This is a genomic window from Polaribacter litorisediminis (assembly GCF_019968605.1).
GTDB lineage: Bacteria > Bacteroidota > Bacteroidia > Flavobacteriales > Flavobacteriaceae > Polaribacter > Polaribacter litorisediminis.
Window position 1 is genome coordinate 3923393 of record NZ_CP082966.1, and the last position, 22445, is coordinate 3945837.

Consider the following 22445-nt stretch of genomic DNA (forward strand, 5'->3'; position numbering starts at 1 on the left):
TTTTTTTTTTTTGATTTTTGCAATTGATATTAGTTCAAAATTAACTAATCTCCTGCCCATTTTTAATCGCTTTTTCTGGTGCTACAAATGCCAATTTTCCATCAGGAGTATCTGTCATTAAAATCATTCCATTGCTTTCTACACCACGTATTTTTCTTGGAGCTAAATTCACCAAAACAGAAACTTGCTGCCCAATAATTTCTTCGGGAGAAAAACTTTCTGCAATGCCCGATACAATGGTTCTAACATCCATACCAACATCAACTTTAAGTTTTAAAAGCTTCTTTGTTTTCGCTACTTTTTCTGCCTCTAAAATAGTACCAATTCGGATATCCAATTTTGTGAAATCTTCAAAATCGATGGTTTCTTTTTGTGGTGAAACTACTTTATTTTCTTGCTCATTGGCAATTTTAGTAGCTTGTAATTTTTCAATTTGAGCTTCTATGGTTTTGTCTTCAATTTTAGAAAACAATAATGCTGCTTTGTTTATTTGATGACCGGGTTGTAGCAATGTTTCTTTTGTAGAGACATCATCCCAGTGTAAACACTTTTCTTTTTTACAGAAAAGGATATTGATGTTATTTTTTAATTTTTGAGAAGTAAAAGGTAAAAAAGGTTCTGAAACTACTGCTAAAGCTGCAGAAATTTGCAAAGCAACAAACATAATTGTTTTTACACGTTCTTCATCAACCTTAATCACTTTCCAAGGTTCTTCATCGGCTAAATACTTGTTACCAAGTCTAGCTAAATTCATCAATTCCTGACTCGCTTCTCTAAAACGATATCTTTCAATTGATTTTCCAATAATTGCCGGAAAATCGTTCATTGCCGCCAGCACATCTTCATCTGTTTCTGTAAAGTCATTTGGCGTTGGCACGATTCCTGAATAATATTTATTGGTTAATACCAAAACACGATTTATAAAATTACCGAAAATAGCCACCAATTCGTTGTTGTTTTTGGCTTGGAAATCTTTCCACGTAAAGTCGTTGTCTTTACTTTCTGGCGCATTTGCCGTTAAGGTATACCGCAGCACATCTTGCTGATTTGGAAATTCTTCTAAATATTCATGCAACCAAACCGCCCAATTTTTAGAAGTCGATAACTTATTCCCTTCTAAATTCAAGAATTCATTAGCAGGTACATTCTCTGGTAAAATATAATCGCCGTGTGCTTTTAGCATACTCGGAAAAATAATACAATGGAAAACAATATTATCTTTCCCAATAAAATGCACCAATTTCGTGTCCTCTTTTTTCCAATAATCTTCCCAGTTTTTTCCTGTTTTTGCTGCCCATTCTTTCGTTGATGAAATATAGCCAATTGGTGCATCAAACCAAACATACAACACTTTTCCTTCGGCATCTTTTAGCGGAACAGGAATGCCCCAGTCTAAATCTCTGGTTACAGCTCTCGGTCGCAAACCATCATCAATCCAACTTTTTACTTGTCCGTATACATTGGGTTTCCAATCTTTTTTATGCCCTTCTAAAATCCATTCACGTAAAAAATCTTCGTGTTTGTCTAAAGGTAAAAACCAGTGTTTTGTTTCTTTAACAGTGGGTACATTGCCCGTAATTGCAGATTTTGGGTTGATTAAATCTGTGGCATTATGAGAAGTTCCACAATTTTCACATTGATCTCCATAGCTTTCTTCGAAGCCACATTTCGGACAAGTTCCTACAACAAAGCGGTCTGCCAAAAATTGATTTGCTTCGGCGTCATACAATTGTGCGGATACTTCTTCTATAAAATCTCCATTTTCATATAATTTTGTAAAAAAATCAGAGGCAGTTTGATGGTGAATTTCGGCTGAAGTTCTTGAATAATTATCAAAAGAAATTCCGAAATCTTCAAAAGATTTTTTGATAATTCCGTGGTACTTATCAATAATAGCTTGCGGAGAAACCCCTTCTTTTTTAGCTCTCATGGGTATGGCAACACCGTGCTCATCAGAACCAGAAATGTAGGCAACATCTTTACCTTTTAAACGTAAATAACGTGCGTAAATATCTGCAGGTACATAAACACCTGCTAAATGACCAATATGAATAGGGCCGTTTGTATAGGGTAAAGCTGCTGTAATTGTATATCTTTTTGGAGTATTCATTGAATTTTCCTTGATTTTATGTTTGATTGATTTAAAAGTGCAAAAGTACAAAAAATCAATTTTGTTTAGTTATTCAAGATACGCACATTTCATAAAAAAGATTGCTTAAAAATACGTTACTTTTTATGCTTTTTTTGATGCTATGCTTATCAATCATTGGGCAAGAAAAATAAGGTTCTATTCATAAAAAAGCCAACTCTATTTTTTTTGCAGATTTAGGTTTAAAAGATAAGAACAAAGATTTAGAATTTTATATGGGTTAATTCCTGTTGGGAAACCAACAAGTTTTGGACGATTTAAAGGTTTTAAATTATACGCAAATATTGCAAGAAGAACCTATGTTGGTATTGGTTTAACTTTTGGTTTAGGTTGGTATAAAGTATATGAAGGTAAAAAATAAGTTTTAGCTACTCTTCAAAAATTTCGCCAACTAAAAAACTTAATTCAGGAAAAATATAACTTGTTGCAGTTTCTTCTGCAATCAATGGCTTTAGGCCTATATAGATATCGTCTTTTAAAACATAACGATGTATGGTTTTGTAAACATAGTCTACAATCCAATATTCTTTTACACCATTTTCTTCATATAATTCGTATTTATTTTTCATTTCTCTGTTAGAATTACTGGGAGATAAAATTTCAATAATTAAATCTGGTGCACCAATACAGCCTAGTTTATCTAATTTATTTTTATCACAAATTACACATAAATCAGGTTGAAAAACGGTAATGATGTCTTCGTCTTTTGTAGAGTTTTTCTTTTTATCAACCAAACGAACATCAAAAGGAGCAATATAGACTTCACATGTTGTTTTATGAAAAAAATTAACAAATATTCTTCCTAATTCTCTTGAGGTAAATTGATGGTTTCTTGCAGGAGCAGGAGACATTTTAAAAACTTTACCTTTTATAATTTCAACACGTTCTTTAAAACGCCATTTTAAATAATCTGCGTAGGTATATACTTTTCCGTAATCTAAAATTGGTTCTTCAACAGAATTTTTCATAGCTTTTGTTTTTATAAAATTACTCTTCAAAAATTTCACCAACCAAAAAACTTAATTCAGGAAAAATATAACTTGTTGCAGTTTCTTCTGCAATCAATGGCTTTAAACCTATATAAATATCGTCTTTTAAAACATAACGATGTATGGTTTTGTAAACATAGTCTACAATCCAATATTCTTGTACACCATTTTCTTCATATAATTCGTATTTGTTTTTCATTTCTCTGTTAGAATTACTGGGAGATAAAATTTCAATAATTAAATCGGGTGCACCAATACAGCCTCGTTTATCTAACTTATTTTTATCACAAATTACAGATAAATCAGGTTGAAAAACGGTAATGATGTCTTCGTCTTTAATTGAGTTTTTCTTTTTATCAACCAAACGAACATCAAAAGGAGCGATATAAACTTTGCATTCAGATTTATAGAAAAAATTCAGAAAAATTCTACTTAATTCACTCGAAGTGCGTTGATGAATTCTTGCAGGAGCAGGAGACATTTTAAAAACTTTACCTTTTATAATTTCAACACGTTCTTTAAAACGCCATTTTAAATAATCTGCGTAGGTATATACTTTTCCGTAATCTAAAATTGGTTCTTCAACAGAATTTTTCATATTGATTATTTTTTGATACAAAATACAATTTATTAAGATAGCCACAAAATAAAGATTAGTTTACTGCTTTTGATTTTACAAATTGAAATGAAAAAATAATAATGTTGATAATAATTTCTATGTATCAAAATAGCTTTTCACAAATAATAAATTAGGTAGTTCTAAGTTCAAGCCATTTATCAAATTACATCGAACAGATAAACATAAAAAAGGGTTTAATAGTTTTTATTATTTCATGTAGATGCTATTTTGCCAACGCTCAATTTACAAGCGCTAAAATTCCGCACCGCTTCAAAACAGCAATTTTAACTTTCAAACGAAAGAATAAAAGAATAATAAGCTACTTTAGTACTTTAAAAAAATTGAACTAAAAAAAGAAACAAAACAAATGGCATTAAGCTGGAACGAAATAAAAGACCGAGCCTTAAAATTCTCAATTGAATGGGCAGAAGAATCAAAAGAACGCGCCGAAAAAGATAGTTTTTGGAATGACTTTTTTAATGTTTTCGGAATATCACGCAGGCGTGTTGCCACTTTTGAGGAACCTGTTAAAAAATTAAGCGGAAATCAAGGTTTTATTGACCTTTTTTGGAAAGGAACGCTGCTTGTTGAACATAAATCGAAAGGAAAAAGTTTAGACAAAGCTTTTGAACAAGCAACCGATTATTTTCCTGGACTTAAAGAACACGAACTGCCCAAATACATTTTAGTTTCTGATTTTGACAAAATCAAACTTTTTGACCTTGATGAAGGTACTGAACACGAATTTCTTGTTTCAGAATTGTATAATAATGTAAAACTGTTTGGCTTTATAGCAGGGTATCAAAAAAGAATCTTTCAAGAAGAAGATCCGGTAAATATAAAGGCAGCAGAATTAATGGGTAAATTGCATGATCAGCTCGAAGCGTTTGGTTATGAAGGGCATCATTTAGAAGTGTATTTAGTTCGGTTGCTTTTTATTTTGTTTGCAGACGATACCAGTATTTTTGAGAAAGATATCTTTAAAGAATTTTTATACCAAAAAACAAATGAAGATGGCAGTGATCTGGGAGCCTTAATGGCGCAATTTTTTCAAGTTTTAAATACACCAAAAGAAAAACGATTTAAAAACCTAGACGAGCATTTAAATCAATTTCCGTATGTAAATGGTAAGTTGTTTGAAGAGACTTTACCTATTGCCTCTTTCAATTCTAAAATGCGAGGCATTTTGTTTGAGGCTTGTGCTTTAGATTGGGGTAAAATATCGCCTGCAATTTTTGGTTCGCTTTTTCAAAGTGTTATGAACCCTGAAGAACGAAGAAATTTAGGTGCACATTATACTTCAGAAAAGAATATTTTTAAACTGATTAAACCGCTTTTTCTTGATGAGTTAAGAGCCGAATTCGAAAAAGTAAAATCAAACTCAAAGAAGCTAAAAGAATTTCATTATAAACTTTCAAAATTAAAATTTCTAGATCCGGCGTGTGGTAGTGGTAATTTTTTAATTATTACCTACAGAGAATTACGTTTGTTAGAAATTGAAGTTTTGCGAGAACTCTTTAAAAAAGGAGAACAAGTTTTAGATGTTTCCTCTATTCTTTGGTTAGATGTAGACCAATTTTACGGAATTGAGTATGACGAATTTGCAGCAAAAATAGCCGAAGTTGCTATGTGGTTGATAGACCACCAAATGAACATGCTCGTAAGTGAGGAGTTCGGACAGTATTTTGCGCGTTTACCATTAAAAAAAGCGGCTAAAATTTTGCATGCTGATGCTCTTGAAGTTGATTGGAATGAATTAGTTCCTAAAGACCAATTATCTTATATAATTGGTAATCCACCCTTCATAGGTTCTAATATAATGAAGAAAGAACAGAGAAATCAAATAGTGAAATTATTTGAAAATAAATCTGGTGGAGGAACTCTAGATTATGTTGTAGGATGGTACATCTTAGCTTCAAAATATATCTTAAACACAAATATTAAAGCTGCTTTTGTTTCTACTAATTCTATTGTTCAAGGAGAACAAACAAGCTTACTTTGGGGTTTACTACAAAAAAAATATGGTATTGTAATTCATTTTGCTCATAGAACTTTTAAATGGAACAATGAAGCTAAAGGTAATGCAGCTGTTTATTGTGTAATTGTTGGATTTGCCAATTATAATACTTCTAATAAAGTAATTTTTGACTATGAAGATATTAAAGGAGATGCTCAAATTCTTAAAGTAAAAAACATTAATGCATATTTAGTCGATTCCGAAAATATATTAATAGGAAAAAACAGGAAACCTATATGTGATGCACCATATATAATTAAGGGTAATTATTATGCAAAAAGCAAAGGTTTGATTGTTGAAGAAAAAGACTTACCCTTTTTATTAGAGAACGAACCAAAAGCAAAACAATGGATAAAAAAGTTGATAGGTGCAAGTGAATTTATCAATAGCAAAAAGAGATATTGCCTTTGGTTAATTGACTGTCCACCAAATGAGTTGAGAAGTATGCCATTTGTAATGGAACGTATTAACCAAGTCAGATTAGATAGATTAAAGAGTACAGATAAAGGTATGCAGCACCTTACACCAACTCAATTTAGAGAAACAAACAATCCTGATAGGTGCCTTGTAATCCCTGTGGTTTCATCAGAAAATAGAAAATATATTCCAATGGGGTTTATTGATAAAGATACAATTTCAACAAATAGTAATCTCATAATGCCAAATGCAGAAATGTATCATTTTGGAATGCTAATGTCTGAAATACATATGGCTTGGGTAAAATACACTTGTGGTCGTTTAAAAAGTGATTTCAGATATTCTAAAGATTTAGTGTATAATAATTACCCTTGGCCAAAAGAAATAAGTGAAAAGAACAAAAAGAAAGTTGAAGAAAAAGCGCAAAAAGTATTAGATGTACGAGCAGAATTTCCAGAAAGTAGTTTGGCAGATTTGTATCATCAATTATCAATGCCTCCAAAATTAGCGAAGGCACATCAAGCGTTAGACAAAGCAGTAGATTTATGTTACAGACCCCAAGCTTTTATAAATGAAAGCACACGTGTAGAGTTTTTGTTTGATTTGTACAATCAATACACAGCGCCTTTGTTAACCGAGAAGAAAACCAAAAAAAAGAAATAGAAAAAAAGGATTCTTATTTGTAAAGGAACATGGTAAGTACAACCAGAAAACCTTTAAAACTCGTTTGAAATTTATACATTTACAATTATTAGATTCTTGTAATTACTTCAAAAAAATAGTTATGCATAGATTGTCCGTTTTATTTTTATTTCTGATGAGTTTTACGTTATCATCTGCTCAATTAAAACAGGTTAAATTAATACAGCCTACTTATTTAAAAGCTGGCGATACGATTGCCATTGTGGCTCCTGCCGGAATTTTAAAAGGCAGACAAGCAACCATTCAAAGAGCGCAAAAATTGGCAGAAAGTTGGGGTTTAAAAGTAGTTTTAGGAAAGAATTTGTACAATCAAAATAATCATTTTTCTGGAACCGATCAGGAACGTTGTCAAGATTTTCAAGAGGCTTTAGACAATCCAAATATCAAAGCAATTTGGTCGGCAAGAGGAGGTTACGGTTCTGTTAGAATTTTAGATTTGTTAGATTTTACAACGTTTAAACAAAACCCGAAATGGGTTATCGGGTATTCTGATATTACAGCGTTTCACAACCATATTCACAATTTAGGTTTCGAAACTTTGCATGCAATGATGCCAACAAGTTTAGAAGAAGAACCAGAGACGATTGTAGAAACAATTGCCAGTTTTAAAAAAGTGCTTTTTGGCGAAGAAATTTCATATACAATTCCGTCATCAACAGACAATAGAACTTTAGCATCCAAAGAAATACATGGACAAATTATTGGTGGAAACTTAGCAATTTTAGCATCGATGTTAGGTTCAGAAAGTCAACTAAATACTAAAAATAAGATTCTATTTATTGAAGAAATTGGCGAGTACAAATATTCGATTGATAGAATGCTACAGAGTTTAAAACGCGCAGGATATTTCACAAAAGTAAATGCTGTACTTATAGGAAATATGTCTTTAATCAAAAAGAATTCTACAGCATGGGGAAGTTCTATTGAGCAGTTAATTTTAGAAGCTATTCCAGAAAACATTCCTGTTTTATTCCATTTTCCTGCAGGTCATGAAGCAGATAATCGAGCTTTGATTTTTGGAAAAAATATACGTATCGAAATCAATAATAAACAATATTCAGTTCATTTTAAAGAAATGTATTAATCAAATTTCCTTCGGTATAATAAGGTTCAAAACGCGCAAATAATTCTTCAGAATACCAATTGAGTTCCCTAGTTTTTTTAACCATTTCTGCATGTTTTGGATTGCTATAGGCATAATTAAACATTGCATCAGCGGAAGACCAAATTGAAAAAGTAGCTTGCATTAATAACGGAAACTCTCCAATACCTTTAGAATATACTAATTCTTTATAACCATCCATAGATTTGGAAACAGCGGGCACGTTTTTCCAAAATTGATAAGCTAATTTAGGTTTGATAGTGGCCCTTGTAATGACGGCTAAAGGTTTGCTTTTATCAAGTGAGATACTGCTTTTAAACGGATTTTGTTGACTCCATTCCCCATGACTTTTAATGGTTTTCATAAACACAATACTAAAGTTAGTTGATGTTTTTTTGTATTGCGCTAAAGTATCGGAAACGGTGAACTCTTTAGCGTGCTCTTCTGTTTCAAAAACAGCAACAAAACCAAAAGTAGAAAAATCGGGTTTTATAGAAAATCCGTTACCGCTGCCGGTGCCTAGTGGCTTAAAAAACGTTAATCCGTTTGTTTTCTTCAAAGAAATTGGAGGTCTACCCATTCTGGCAAAAGCATGCCATTTATTTTTAAAACCTTTGTATTTAAATAAACAAATTAAGGTGGTTTGCGTCATGTAACAAATATAAAGATTCCGCTTTTAAGAGTTCAAAAAAATATGTTATAGTTATCTTCTGTTCAATTAATGGTTTATTTGTACATTACTACTTTATAATGACAGTAATTTCAAGTAATCAAAGATATTCCTTATCAACAATGGACAACTAATTTATGGCAGATCACAATGAACTTGGTAAAAAAGGAGAAAAATTAGCTATCGACTTTTTAATTAAAAACGAGTATAAAATCTTAGAAAAAAACTATCGATATTTAAAAGCAGAAGTAGATATTATTGCGAAAAAAGGAGCGGTTTTAGCTGTTGTTGAAGTAAAAACACGTTCCACAGATTATTTTGGAGATCCTCAAGATTTTATCACTCCCAAAAAAATAAAACTATTACTTTCTGCTGTAGATTATTATGTGGTGCAACGCGATTTAGACGTAGAGGTTCGTTTTGATATTATTGCTATTATTCATCAAAAAAACGAAACAAAAATAGATCACTTAAAAGATGCTTTTTTGCATTTTTAAAGCTTCTCTAAATATTATTTATTTGAGGTCAGTAGTTAGGAACCTATAATTTTACTTTGATATATTTTTTCAGCTTTCGCCATTCTTATTATCAAATTATTAAAAATATTCTTTTTGCTATTTGAGCGATTAATTCGATAACAAAACTCATCAAGAGATCTTTCGATGTTAAAATCGCTTACTGATGAATAGGTAGTTCTTATCCATGATTTTACCTGATGAATCATCGTGTGTATTGCTATAAAATTCTTTCCTTGATTACTTTCTATTGGAGTAATATTATACTCTTCAATTAAAGGACGATAACCTCTCCACTTATCTGTGGTTATTTTTGCGTTTTTATCAATGTGTCTATCAATGTGTCTATCAATGTGTTTATCAAATATTGTTTTTAATTCTTTAGCTGAATAATTATCAATTTTCAGAGCATTCATTCTTTTAATTTTACCCTTATCCGTTAAATCTGCTGCGTTACAATCTTTTTCTTAACCGAAACTACGTTTCTCCTCTTAATATCAAATCTTTTTCCTTTCCTCCAATCACAAATTCATCAATATGAACCGTTCCTTTCATAGGATGATTTTTACTAGATTTCATTGCTTCTCTAACTTTATGCATAAATAATCTTGCTGTTTTTTCAGTAACTCCAAAACGAACTCCCATGTAGCTGGCTGATAAACTTTTTGTGGTGGTTGACATTTCAAAACACATAAAAAAGGCTTTCAGTAAACCAAACTTCACTTTATGAAACAGCGTGTTGTATAGATATTGCATTCTTTTACTCTTAATTTCACTAAAACCCTTTATTTACAGTACTTTATATATTTCATTAAAGTAGAAAAGTGCAACAAAATGCGATAAAACGCTTGCTTTGTTGTACCCTTTGTTGTACCTTAGTACTCGGTTGCATCGCTTTGCACACCTTTAAAACCAGTACTTTATGTCTTCAATAAAACTAATTTTAAGAAATAACAAGATAGATAAGGCAGGAGAAGCTCCTCTTTATTTAAGAGTTATCAAAGACCGCAAAACTAAATTCATTTCGTTAAGCCTAAAATTAAAGCCAAATGAATGGGATGAAGATAAGCAAAAAGTAAAGAAGAATCACAGTAATTCTGCAAGATTAAATGCTTACATATCTCAAAAGGTTGCAGATGCAAAAGGAGAAATAGCAGATTTAGAAAGGAGAAACCTATCTACATCAGCAAGAAAATTAAAAGAGGCTATAAAAGGGAAACCTTTAACAAATTTCTTTAAATATTCGTATAATCGCTGCGAGAAGCAAAAAGACACTTTAGCGTTTTCAACTTACAGAGCATATAAAACCTACTTAAAGAAATTTGAAAATTTTGTTGGTCATAGTGATTTGATGTTTGAAGATATTACAGTAACAACCCTAAAGGATTATGCATCCTATTGCAGCTCTAAATTAGGTAATAGTAATACAACAATAAATTTCTCTTTAAAGATTATGAATATAATGTTTAAGGAAGCGCAGAGAGAGGATTTAATACCGATAGATTTATTTCCTTTCAATAAGTTCGCAGTAAAAAAAGAAAAGAGTAAAAGGTGTTATTTGAATGCTGAACAGTTTCAAAGTTTTATGGATTTAGAAGTTTCTAACCAATACAAAGCACAGATTATAAAAGATATGTTTATCTTTTCCGTTTTTGCAGGTGGTTTAAGGTTTGGTGATGTGATAGAATTAAAATGGAAAAATTATGATAAAAATGCGGGCAGAATAACTAAGATTATTAGAAAAACAGGTAGACAGCATAGTGTTAAAATAGGTCAAAAGGCAATAGATATTTTAGAAAATTACAGGCACAAAGACCAGAAGCAAGAGGATATTATTTTTCCTTTTGCAAATATTGATGATGTTTATTTTACAGACAAAGAACACAGAAGTTTACTAACGGGAAGAGCAATTGCTTTAAGCTATTTGTATCTTAAAAAAATGGGTAAGAAATTAGAGTTACCTTTCAGTTTATCATTCCATATAAGCAGACATACATTTGCTACTCGGGCATTAAATAATGGTATGCGAATAGAACACGTTTCTAAACTTATGGACCATTCTGATATTGGTATTACACAAGTGTATGCAAAAATTATTAGCAGTGAGTTAGATAATGCAGTGGATAAATATATTAATTAGTTTATGAAAGAAATTGTATTCGATAGTTTTAAAAACACACTTCAAGAAGTGCAGATTTTAAATGATATCGTTAAAAAAGAAAAAGTTAGTAAGTCTGAATTGGTAAAAGGTTTAAAGCGAGCAAGAGACCTTTTGTTTTCCAGCTACAGTAGTTTAAATATATTTTCAGAAGCGATAAAAAGTGAAGTTTCAATTGGGTATAAATTATCCTTTAATGACAAAAAACAGAAAAAGAAAGTATCAAAAAATGAAGCTAAAGTAATTTATAACAAATTATTAAGTATCACTAAATCGGAACTAAATAAGAATATTATTGTACCTAAAGAATCTTTAATTCTTCAAAATCAAATATCTTCAATGGCCTTGTCTTTGTTTTCGGCTTCAATAGATGAGGATTTTCAAAAATATAATAGCAGCTTTAACAGTGAGAATTTATCATTGCAAGAATTATCTAAATCGATAAATAAATACTTTGACGTGATTGTAAGATACATAGAAAATATTTTATTGTACGACGTTTTTTTAATCTTTGAAAAACCAGAAATTACTTATTTACAAGAAATTAAATATACAAAAGATTATAAGAAAGAATATATCGATAAATGGCTTAATTGTAGTGTAGAGCTTTCAGATTATAGATTATATAAAAGAAAAGATCACTGGCAAGAAATATTTAAACTTGATTTAGATTCTGAAACAATAGAAAAAATAGAGAAACATCAAAAGAAATTATTTGACGAAGAAGTCAATCACAAAGTTAATTCAGAAATTCAAGATATAAACGAATTAAAGGAGACAGATAAAAAGGCAGCAATTGAAAATAACATAAAACTGATAGAAGATTTTTTTAATGGTGTTGGTACTAAAACAACACTTAAAAGGCTTAAAAATATTTTGCGGTTTGTAAAGCATAAGCAAGTATTGGTTGATTATGATAATCTTTTAAAAAACTACATTTTACCTATTGAGTATCTAGTCTTTAAAATTGGTAAATCAGATTACTCATCCATTTTTGTTGCAAGTTTTTTTTTAAAGTATTTAGATGAGTTAAAAGAATATTTAAATTCATTAGAAGGTAATGTAAATATAAATCCCACGATAAACAACCAATTTCAATACGAAAACTTTAAAGATTTATTATTAGTAGAAGAATTAGAAAAGCGTATAGCAATTGAAGCAGTAGAGTACAAAAAGAATTGCGATGACTATTGGGAAACTTATACTTTCGACCCAACCTATTTTGATACGTTTATCTCTGGCAAGTTATATAATGTATTTTTAAACGCTATATATGAAAGAATAAAGCCTTTAAATGACTTTGAAATTAATAAATACCTAACACTATCAGTAAATCAATTCAATACTCATACGCCAACTAAAAGAGCTGATATATTTAAAAGAATTTACCACGATACATATTGGTATCCAAACTATATGGAGTATAATCCGAACCAGTACGAGAATAAATATCCTGTTCACGTATGGAAGCATTATACAAATCATTTCCACTTATTTAAAGAAGCATCAGAAAATATCTTACAGGACTTTAAAAAGGGCTTAATTGGAAATGGTAAAAAACAAGAAGTAATTGAGAAACCAAAAACTAAAACAAAATCGAAATATCAATCATTTACCTACATTAATAATCTTTCTGGTCAATCTAACTTAACAGGACTAAAAGACTCTTTAATTAGAAAAAAATTAATTGCATCAGATACAGACTTAAGAGATTTTAGAAAAGTGTTTAGCGGTGAAGAAATCGAAAAACCTATTGTTTGGACTGGTAATATTAGCGAACTTTCATATTTCATTAAGCAATTGCATAATGAATTAAAGCTTGTTAGAGATTTAAAGCAACAACAATGGGCAGTAACTATAAACTGTTTTATTCAAGAAAACGGAGAGCAATACAACCGCACAAAATTAAGAACTCAAAAAGTTCCTGCTACATCAAAAAACATTGATATGGCATTAAAAACACTATAATAACACTCTACACTTCAAGTGCAGTATTAAAAAACTTTCTTCTAAAAACACAGTTAATCTCTTTTAGGTTAGCTGTTTTTTTATACCACTCTACACTCTACACCTTACTCTAAACCCTTATTTATAAAGTGTTTTGAGCTTCTATTTCTGACAATCTTTGTTTTCATAAACATAAAATTTTTATCAAATGGAAGCAATTATTTTAAGCTCACAACAGTACACAGATTTAGTAAATCGTTTAGAATCTTTAAACAGAAAAATCGAAGAAAAGCAGAAGTCGCCAAACGACACATTTCTCGACAATCAAGAATTTCTTCAACTAATGAATATTAGCAAAAGAACAGCGCAATCCTGGAGAGATGAAGGTAAAGTATCATTCTCTCAAATAGGTTCAAAAATCTATTACAGAATGAGCGATGTACAAAAGCTTTTAGACAAAAACTACAAAGCAGCATTTTCTAGTAAAAAAAGAAATTATTAATCCTAAAATCTAAAAAATTATGAAAAAGACCGTATCAGTTTTTAAAGACTTCGTAAATAAGGTTGAGGATAAACCTTTAGAAAAAATTCTAAATGATATTAAAACAGGAACTTATAAAAAAGAAATTGATGTTATAAGAGCCTTAATGAGGAAAGGATCTGATGAAGATGTTAAAGAAGCAGAGCGCCTAAAAGCGAAGTTGATTGGGTTTACAGCATCAGGCACGTTCACTGGTGGTAGAGCTGCAGATAAACTTGAAACCTACAGCCAATATGTAATTTTAGATATTGATAAACTTTCAGAAACAGAACTTCATCGTATCATTCCAATCATAAATCTTGCACCATACACATGTGCTAATTTTATTAGTTGTAGAGGAAGAGGGGTAAAGTTTATTGTAGAAGTGAATACAACAAAAGAACATCATAAAGAAGCCTACAAACAAGTTGTAGACTATTATGAACAAACATTAAATATTGATATTGATACCACTGGAAGTGATATTTGTAGGTTATGTTTTGTATCCTATGATGAAGATTGTTTTATCAAAACGAATCCAGTTATTTTTGAAGTAGAGCTAAAACCAAAAGAAGAAAAAATAAAAACAACTGTACCAAATGTAAATAACCAAGAAAGTCAACTAACCACAGAAACGTTGCTTGATAAATGCCTAGATTTCACAGAAAAGAAATCACAATATTACGAGGGGAATCGCAATAATTTCATTTATTTATTTTCAGCAAATGCTTGTAGGTTCGGTATTCTAGAACAAGATGCACAAGAGTTTTGTTATAATAATTTCGATCTTTCAGAATCAGAAATCAAGTCAGCAGTAAAAAGTGCCTACAAAAAAAACTTTGCAGACTTTGCAAGGTTTGCAAAGTTTGCAAACAGTACAGAGGAAGAGATACTCGAAAAGAAAGAAAAACAAAGTATAGGTAATTTATCACTTTTAGTAAATACGCCAACAATACCAAAAAAAGTATTTGAGAATTTACCAGGTATTTTAAAAAGAGGTGTAGAGGTTTTGAATAGTGATAGAGAAAAAGATGTTTTCTTAACAGGTGCATTATCTATATTATCAGGATGTTTACCAAAAGTATCAGGTGTATATGGTGGTAAAGTAGTGTACCCTAATTTGTTTTCTTTTTTATTAGCACCTGCAGCTTCTGGTAAAGGCTCATTAACATTCGCTAAAATGTTAGCAGACAAATATCATAAAGCAGTAATGGAGACCTCTAAACTAGAAGTAGAGGAATATAAACAAGAATTGGAAGCTGTAAAGCAAGCAAAAAAATTTCTTAAAAAAGGAGAAGAACCACCTAAAACACCAGACGAACCACCATTTAAAGTAGTCTTTATTCCTGCAAATACCAGCAATGCTAAAATGATAAAGCATTTAGAAGATAATGAGGGCTTTGGTATTATTTGCGAAACAGAAGCAGATACTTTAGGGCAAACTTTTAAAAACGATTGGGGTTCGTATTCAGATATTTTAAGAAAAGCGTATCATCACGAAAAAATATCCATATCAAGAAAAACAAATAACGAATATTTCGAAATTGATGAACCAAGGCTTTCAGTAGTATTATCCGGCACACCAAATCAAATTTTAAATATTATTCAATCTGCAGAAGATGGTTTGTTTAGTAGATTTTTATTCTATGTTTTTGCATCACCACCTGTATGGTTAGATCCATCACCAAAGGCAAACCCAATAAACTTAACAGAACATTTTAAAACATTATCAGATTATGTGTATAGAATGGTACGTTTTTTAGAAACCACAGTTACTACTATTCATTTATCAGAAGAACAATGGGAAAAATTCAATCCTTTATTTGATGAATATCTGTTTAGAATTTACAATTTAGTAAGTCAAGATGCTACAAGTGTGGTAAAAAGATTGGGTATAATAGTATATCGTTTTGCAATGATTTTTACAGCAATGCGTAAATTTGAATGTCAAATGAACGATATTGATATGCAATGCAATGAAGAAGATTTTGAAAATGCATTAATTTTAGCAGACATCTATTTACAACATAGTTTGTTAATCTATAATAATTTACCAACACAAGGTGCAAACATCAATTTTGAACCTTCATCACCAAAAGCAAATTTCTACAGGGAATTACCTAACGAGTTCGAAAGAAAAATAGCCATAAATATTGGCGAGAAGTTAAAAATAAAAGGACGGACAGTAGATAATTATTTATCCAAATTAGAAAAAGCAGGATATTTATCGAAACCAAAAGCGGGGTATTACAAAAAGATAAAATAGCGTTTGCAAGTATTGCAAAGGTTGCAAACTTTGCAAAGTAATCTTATTTAACTTTGGCGCCAATTAAATAAGATTGTCACTTCAATAGCTATCAAAGAAAATATTTCTATTTTTACGTAAAATAAAGATTGTACAAATTTCCTATGAAGATAACATTTACGTTAAATACCTTTCTGTACACCCTATTTCCTGTTGAAAAAAACAATGTAGAACAACTAAAAAGTTACCTAAAACAATATTATACTTTAGGTCCTTTTGAGCCTAAAATAGAGATTACAGATAAGGTAATTACAATTACAGTAAATACCAGTAAATATTTAGAAGATAAAAACACCTATCAACAATTAGTAAATTTATGTGAAAACGGTAGCTTTCATAAAGCAAAACCACTTGCAGAACAGCTTATTCAAAAATCTCCTAATGTATCAGAATATCATAGAATATTAGGGCAAATACTCTCAGAACAGGGCGACCAAGAAGAAGCTATTAATTGTTTAATTGATGCTTTACGATGGAATCCATCCAACAAATTCGCGCTGTTAATGATGGGTAATATTTTTGCGAAGTTTAAAAAAGACAACAATACCGCAAATATATACTACAACCAAGTTTTAGTAAACAATCCTAACGACCATATAACACTTGTAAATATTGGTGTTACTATGTTTCAACAAGGGCAACAAAAAGAGGCTTTAAAATACCTGAATAAAGCAATAGAAGCACAACCAGACTACCCAAATACCTATATGGCACTCACTAAAATTGCAGAAACCAACCAAGATTGGCAGACCGCAATTACAAATGCTATAAAAACCCTAAAACGCTGCCTTAAAAAAGATGTTATTTATCAAAACGCTTTGCATGCACTTACAGAATCGTGTAATAATTTTATCGAAGAAAATAACGGAGCTTCAATCATAAACAACTACAAAGTTCAACTAGAGACAACAGGGAATAAAAACATCAATATTGTAGAAAATAATACAATAGAAAACCCTGCTAAAATAGAAATTGCAGAATACCATAAAAAAGAACAGCATAATGTGTTTTATAAATCCAATTACAAAGGTTATCAACATTTAGTAATGCATGAATTAGTTCATTTAGATTTTGTTTTACAAGCAAGAAAAATAAATGAAAATCAATTGTTTACTTCAGATGCAATCTCTAAAGATTTATTCCTAAAGAAGTACGAAAAAAGCATTGTAAAAAAACTTCCACAGCATTTAGATGCAGATACAGTGAACAAAATAGTACATTCTTTATTTCACGGTATCAATTCTAGAGCCTACAATGCTCCCATAGATTTATTTATAGAAGATTTTCTTTACAATACGTATCCAGCGTTAAGACCTTTTCAGTTTATCTCTTTAATGTATTTAATCAAAGAAAACATAAATGCTGTTACAGATAAGGCAGTACTTAAAACATTTCCAAACGAAATTATTTCAAAAAATAGAATTTATAACGTTGTCATGGCGATGCACTTTAAAGAATTGTTTGGTGTCGATAGCATAGAAGATTATAAAGCAAATAAGGTAGAAATGACTACTGCCAAAAACTTATACAAAGAGTTTAAAGAATACCAAAACGACCGCAAACCTGCTGAAGAGTATGAACTTGTGCAACATTGGGCAGAAGATTTAGACCTACATACCTATTTTCAATTAATACCTGAAAACCCTCAAGACCTAAAAACCGTTGAAGGTGTCATGGCAGAAATGCAAACAGACCCTTATGGTATAAATTCTCGTGATAAAACAGAAGAACGCAATATGAAAGCGTTTCTAAACCAACACGCAGATAATAGTATAAATAAAGCAGTGGCAATGTATATGGTAGGTGCATTACAGTATTTTAAACCTTTACCAACCGATAAAGTAAAAGTATTAGCGTTTGAGTTTGCAACGTTAGGTATTGCAGGGATAGACCCGAATAAAGACAATTACAGTATCCCATCCATAAAAAACAAAACATTTACAGGCTATCAAACCTTGGCATATTATTATACAAGTTGGGCAATAGCAATCCCTAACCAACTAGCACAATTACAACTACCTTTTGATAAGGAGTTTGCTTTGGCGAAAAAGATAACAGAACTATAAAAAAATACTTTAAAAAAGAAATCAAATTAAATGAAAAACCAATCCAAACATATAGACACTTACTTATCACTTTCTGAAAGCTTGCGTTTTAAGCTATGGGCAGTAATTGGTAAGGAAATAAATAAAAAAAATCAGATAAACACATATCTAAAAGATAAGGGTTTTACAGTATTGAATGTTGGTGCAGAATTAGCTGATTTATACCAGGAAATTGAAAAATCAGATCAGCCTATTCACGACATTGGTCAAAAAATAAAAGAATGGTTTCTCTCTAAACCTGAAAAACTAATATTAACAAATGCCAGTATTTTATACGATAAAGCATTTATGAATATTTCTCCAGTTGGTGCTTTTAAATATAATGCTCGTAATAAACATTGTGTATTATTTTTAGAAGATGAAAATCTATTTAGTAATAGAGTTTCTTATGGTCAAGTTGGTACTGATGATTATTATGATAAGGATATTAACGATATTCTAATTACAAAAATTGATGATATTGATGATAATTATATAAGCATCGCTTCAGAAGGTCCTATCGATTATTCTTTAATTAAAAAGAAAGACTTTGATGAAAACGCCATTGGTAATTTATTTAACTACACAGTTATTAAAGATGTGGTGGATATTGATACCGATTTAAAAGAGTCTGATTTTCAAGATGAATTAATTTCAAGTTATATTATTACAGAAGGTTTAGAACAACAAGTTATTGATTTCTATGATAATTTAGAACAGCCCAATCATAAAGCAGTTAAAATTATTGGTAATTACGGAAGTGGTAAATCTCACTTAATTGGATTTTTAATAAGTACAGTTGCATATCCTGAAAAAAGAAAATTAATTAAAAACTTAAAAGTTCGTCAGAAAGCAGAAAAAGTAAACCGTAGTTTCTTTTCTGTTCAATTTGAGTTGCAGCCTGTTAATGTAGATTTAGCCTATTTCTTCTTTAGAGAAGTAGAAAAACAGATAAAAAGAGATTATAATATAGAAATCCCTGTATATGAAGATGGTAAAACGTTAAACATAAAAGACCACCTAATCTCAATCATAGAAAAATTAAAAGAAACAGATGCCTCTAAAGGTTTATTAGTTATTGTAGATGAAGTTTCAGACTTTATTCAATCAAAGGAAAGTCACAAAATCAAAAGAGATTTTCAATTTTTAAGAGTTGTAGCTCAAGTGTGTCAAGCAAATGATATGCTTCTGGTGACATCTATGCAAGAAGATATATATTCAAGTCCTAAGTTAAAGAATATTGCTGCGGACGAAGATAGAATAAGTCAGCGTTTTCAAAACATTATCATACGTCGTGAAGCAGTTAAGCAAGTTATAGCCCAAAGAATTGTTGCAAAAACTACCGAACAAAAGATCGAAATTGAGCAGAAATTAAAACCTTATATTGAAAAAATTGAAGATGTAGGTAATAAACAAGAAGAATACATTGAGCTATTTCCATTTACACCATTTTTGCTAGACCTCTTTCACGAACTACCTTATTTTGAAAAACGTGGAATTATACAATTTGCACAAACAGAGTTAAAATATGTAATGGGGAAGCCATTTCCTTACTTCTTTACATTTGATCGTATTTATGATATTTTAGCAAATAACCCTAATAATAGAAATTTAGAAGGTGTTTATGATTTGGTTAAAATTGTAAATATTGTAAAGGATAAAATTATAGGAAATCTCGAAGCAAAACTTCAAGAAAATGCAATTAAGATAATCAAAGGATTGGCTATTTATTCATTATGGAGTAAAGGAGAAAACGGTGCAACTGCAAAAGAATTAGCAGAAAGATTAATGATTATTCCAGAGAACAAAGCATTTGAAGCTTTTATGCAAGTATCTTTAATAGTTAAAAAAATTAGAGAAGCTACAGATGGTTTTTATTTGAAGATCGTGCGTGATGAAGCTACCGGAAACGATTACTTTAAGTTTGATCCTGCTATAGATGGTAAAGACCCTGAAGAAAGAATTGAAAATGAAATTGTTGCAGTAGGTGGTGATGAGTCTAAACAAGAAGCAATTTTATTTGAGCAGATTCAGGAAATTTTGGATTTAACAAATTACAAAAACACACCAAACATATTTGAAAGTGAAGCACCTTGGATAACAGTAAAATCTTTTAGAAAAGGGTTTGTTATTTTTCAAAGAAAAGGTCAAGAGGTAGGTAGTATTTCAGATTCAGATTATGTGATTAATTTTATTTCTCCTTATAGTAAACAAGCACCAATAAAATATGCAACCAATCAAATCAACATTAAGTTAGATTTTGGTAAACAAGAGAATTTAGAATTAATCAAACGTATTGTTGCTATCAAGTCTTTAAAGGATAAGAATATTCTTGGAGCTGTAATGAGTAGAAAATTAGAAGACACAATTAATGGATATAGAAATCCTGCAGGCGTAGTAGTAACGGGTATTAAATATAGAATAGCAAAATGGGTTGCTAATCTTTCTGAAACTACTTTAAATGGAGAGGCTATTTCTATAAAATCTATATTAGGTAAGGAACATAATAACTTATCAGAAATTGTTAAAGAGTTAAAAGGAAAAGCATTTGACAATTGTTTCAATGAGCAATTTCCAGAGCATCCTAAATATGCAGAATACTTATCATCATCAAATATAACAAACTCATTATCTTCTATAACCGATGAAGTTGTAAAAGGTAATTTTAGAGCAATGAGTCATAGAGCAAAAAACTTTTTGATGTCTTTAAATTTACTGAATGATAATGGAGATCCAGATGTATCTGCAAATAAATTTACACAGATAATTTTAGCAACAGTAGATGCAAAAAAAGGGAAAGTTGTAGATATAGAAAAAGAGTTGGTAAGTCAACTGTCAAAAGCACCTTATGGTGTAGAACCTGAAATAACCCACTTTTTATTAATTGTACTGACTACTTTGGGTAAAATAACTTTAAAGGCAAGAGGAGGTGATGAAATAGATATTACCAATGTAAGAGAGAAATTTAGAAATATAAGTCAGTTTGAAAATATAGTATATGTAATTAAAAAAGACGAACTATCTTATGATTTTGCACAAAACCTGTTAAATGCTTTAGGCCTAAATGGTGCCGCAATACTTACTGAAAAAAGTAGAAATGAAGCTTTTGTAGAGTATAAAAATAGGGTTAATGAAATTATTTCTAATAGAACAGTTTTAGGTACTTTTATATCTAAATTAGAAAATCGTTCACAATTACATCTAAACATTGATGATGTAAAAAAAATGTTACAAAAGGTTGATGTGATAGATTGGAAGTTATTAGAAATTAATAACCATGCAAAATTTAACAGTATAGCAAAATTTGCACCACAACTTGCTAGTATTTCAGATGCAATCCAAACGTTATCAGATTTAAAAGAAGCGATTTTAGCCTATAATAAAGATATCCACAGTGGTATGCGTTATATGCAAGAAGCTATAGATATTGTAGAAGCAAATAATACTTATGAAAAGGCAGAAGTGTTATTACCAATACTAAAACAACATTACCAAGAGACTTATGAAATTGTTTCAGATTTTAATAAATTTAAACAGCTGCAATATCGTTTTCCTTTAGTTGGTAAATTAGAAGCTTTTAAAAATACCTATGTAAAAGAGTTTTATTACCCAGCATTACAAAATACAATTGGAAACAAAGTAGAATGGAAAACTTTAGAGAAGTTAGAAAGTAATTCAGAGTTAAAAGCATCAAAGGTATTAGCACAATTAGATTGTAATGTAGAGGCTAAATTGATTGATAAATTAAAAAAATGGAATGACCTTAACTCTTATAAAGCAACAAAGGTTGATATTGAAGAGTTGTATCGAAATCCATTTGATAATATGTCTATGTTTATGAAATTACCACGTAATTATGGCAATATAAATGAGATTCTCAAGAATATAGATAAAGAGGTGAATGTTATTTATAAAGAGTATTCTGATGCTACAGTTTCAGAGGTAATTAAAAACAAGGAACAACTTAAATTAGCAAGACTATCTGATAGTCAAAAACAAATGATACAAGGTGTTATAGATACAAATAAACTACCTAATAATATTGATGATTCTTTTGTGCGAGCAGTGAATGAGTTGTTCAAAAATATAAAAATAGTAACCTTAAACAAGGCAAAAGTAATTTCTTCAATTTTTGGCAATAATGATTTAGTTACCGTAAGACAAATGGAAACTGCCTTCTACGATTTAGTAGAAAAAATTAAAAAAGAGAACAAAGGAGAAGAAATTAGAATTAAAATTCAGGAATAAGCA

13 protein-coding genes and 1 pseudogene are annotated in these 22445 nt (G+C 30.3%); 9 read left to right on the forward strand and 5 right to left on the reverse strand.

Annotated features, from left to right (window positions below; genetic code table 11):
* Nucleotides 1–40: 40 nt before the first annotated feature.
* The 3 genes from metG to K8354_RS16865 all read right to left on the reverse strand — a co-directional run bounded on the left by metG (nt 41) and on the right by K8354_RS16865 (nt 3736).
* Nucleotides 41–2125 (reverse strand): methionine--tRNA ligase, encoded by a 2085-nt coding sequence (gene metG / locus K8354_RS16855; protein WP_302850532.1) that lies wholly within the window; start codon nt 2123–2125, stop codon nt 41–43.
* A 392-nt stretch (nt 2126–2517) separates the two neighbouring features.
* Nucleotides 2518–3117, reverse strand: a complete 600-nt coding sequence (locus K8354_RS16860) for a Uma2 family endonuclease (protein WP_223443529.1) — start codon at nt 3115–3117, stop codon at nt 2518–2520.
* Nucleotides 3118–3136: 19 nt separating this feature from the next.
* Entirely contained in the window at nt 3137–3736 is a 600-nt protein-coding gene (locus tag K8354_RS16865; protein WP_223443533.1) for a Uma2 family endonuclease, read from the reverse strand.
* A 388-nt stretch (nt 3737–4124) separates the two neighbouring features.
* On the opposite strand from K8354_RS16865, the gene K8354_RS16870 reads away from it, so the two are divergent.
* Together K8354_RS16870 and K8354_RS16875 are read left to right on the forward strand one after the other, a co-directional pair.
* Nucleotides 4125–6854 (forward strand): class I SAM-dependent DNA methyltransferase, encoded by a 2730-nt coding sequence (locus tag K8354_RS16870; protein ID WP_223443548.1) that lies wholly within the window; start codon nt 4125–4127, stop codon nt 6852–6854.
* A gap of 154 nt (nt 6855–7008) precedes the next feature.
* On the forward strand, nt 7009–7977 hold the full coding sequence (locus K8354_RS16875) for a S66 peptidase family protein (protein WP_223443552.1): 969 nt from the start codon (nt 7009–7011) through the stop codon (nt 7975–7977).
* Here the strand turns inward: K8354_RS16875 and K8354_RS16880 are convergent.
* On the reverse strand, nt 7961–8647 hold the full coding sequence (locus tag K8354_RS16880) for a hypothetical protein (protein WP_223443555.1): 687 nt from the start codon (nt 8645–8647) through the stop codon (nt 7961–7963). The genes K8354_RS16875 and K8354_RS16880 overlap by 17 nt on opposite strands.
* 155 nt (nt 8648–8802) lie before the next feature.
* On the opposite strand from K8354_RS16880, the gene K8354_RS16885 reads away from it, so the two are divergent.
* Nucleotides 8803–9162 carry a YraN family protein gene (locus K8354_RS16885; RefSeq protein WP_223443557.1) on the forward strand — a complete coding sequence of 120 codons (360 nt, stop codon included), beginning with the start codon at nt 8803–8805 and terminating at the stop codon, nt 9160–9162.
* Between the two features lie 35 nt (nt 9163–9197).
* Here the strand turns inward: K8354_RS16885 and K8354_RS16890 are convergent.
* Nucleotides 9198–9921: pseudogene (locus K8354_RS16890) on the reverse strand (IS1595 family transposase); the annotation flags it as partial.
* Nucleotides 9922–10102: 181 nt separating this feature from the next.
* Here K8354_RS16890 and K8354_RS16895 point away from each other — a divergent pair.
* The 6 genes from K8354_RS16895 (at nt 10103) to K8354_RS16920 (ending at nt 22442) form a co-directional block, all read left to right on the forward strand.
* Complete coding sequence (locus tag K8354_RS16895) at nt 10103–11320, forward strand: site-specific integrase (RefSeq protein WP_223443560.1); 1218 nt, start codon at nt 10103–10105, stop codon at nt 11318–11320.
* Between the two features lie 3 nt (nt 11321–11323).
* On the forward strand, nt 11324–13306 hold the full coding sequence (locus tag K8354_RS16900; protein ID WP_223443563.1) for a hypothetical protein: 1983 nt from the start codon (nt 11324–11326) through the stop codon (nt 13304–13306).
* Nucleotides 13307–13493: 187 nt separating this feature from the next.
* The gene (locus tag K8354_RS16905) at nt 13494–13787 is read left to right on the forward strand and encodes a helix-turn-helix domain-containing protein (protein ID WP_223443565.1); all 294 of its coding nucleotides are present in this window, start codon (nt 13494–13496) and stop codon (nt 13785–13787) included.
* Between the two features lie 19 nt (nt 13788–13806).
* Nucleotides 13807–16071, forward strand: a complete 2265-nt coding sequence (locus K8354_RS16910) for a DUF3987 domain-containing protein (protein WP_223443578.1) — start codon at nt 13807–13809, stop codon at nt 16069–16071.
* Nucleotides 16072–16214: 143 nt separating this feature from the next.
* Nucleotides 16215–18176, forward strand: coding sequence for a tetratricopeptide repeat protein (locus K8354_RS16915; RefSeq protein ID WP_223443582.1), 1962 nt, complete (start codon nt 16215–16217; stop codon nt 18174–18176).
* A 30-nt stretch (nt 18177–18206) separates the two neighbouring features.
* Nucleotides 18207–22442: a DUF6079 family protein gene (locus tag K8354_RS16920; RefSeq protein WP_223443585.1), complete on the forward strand. Its 4236-nt coding sequence runs from the start codon at nt 18207–18209 to the stop codon at nt 22440–22442.
* Nucleotides 22443–22445: the final 3 nt, after the last annotated feature.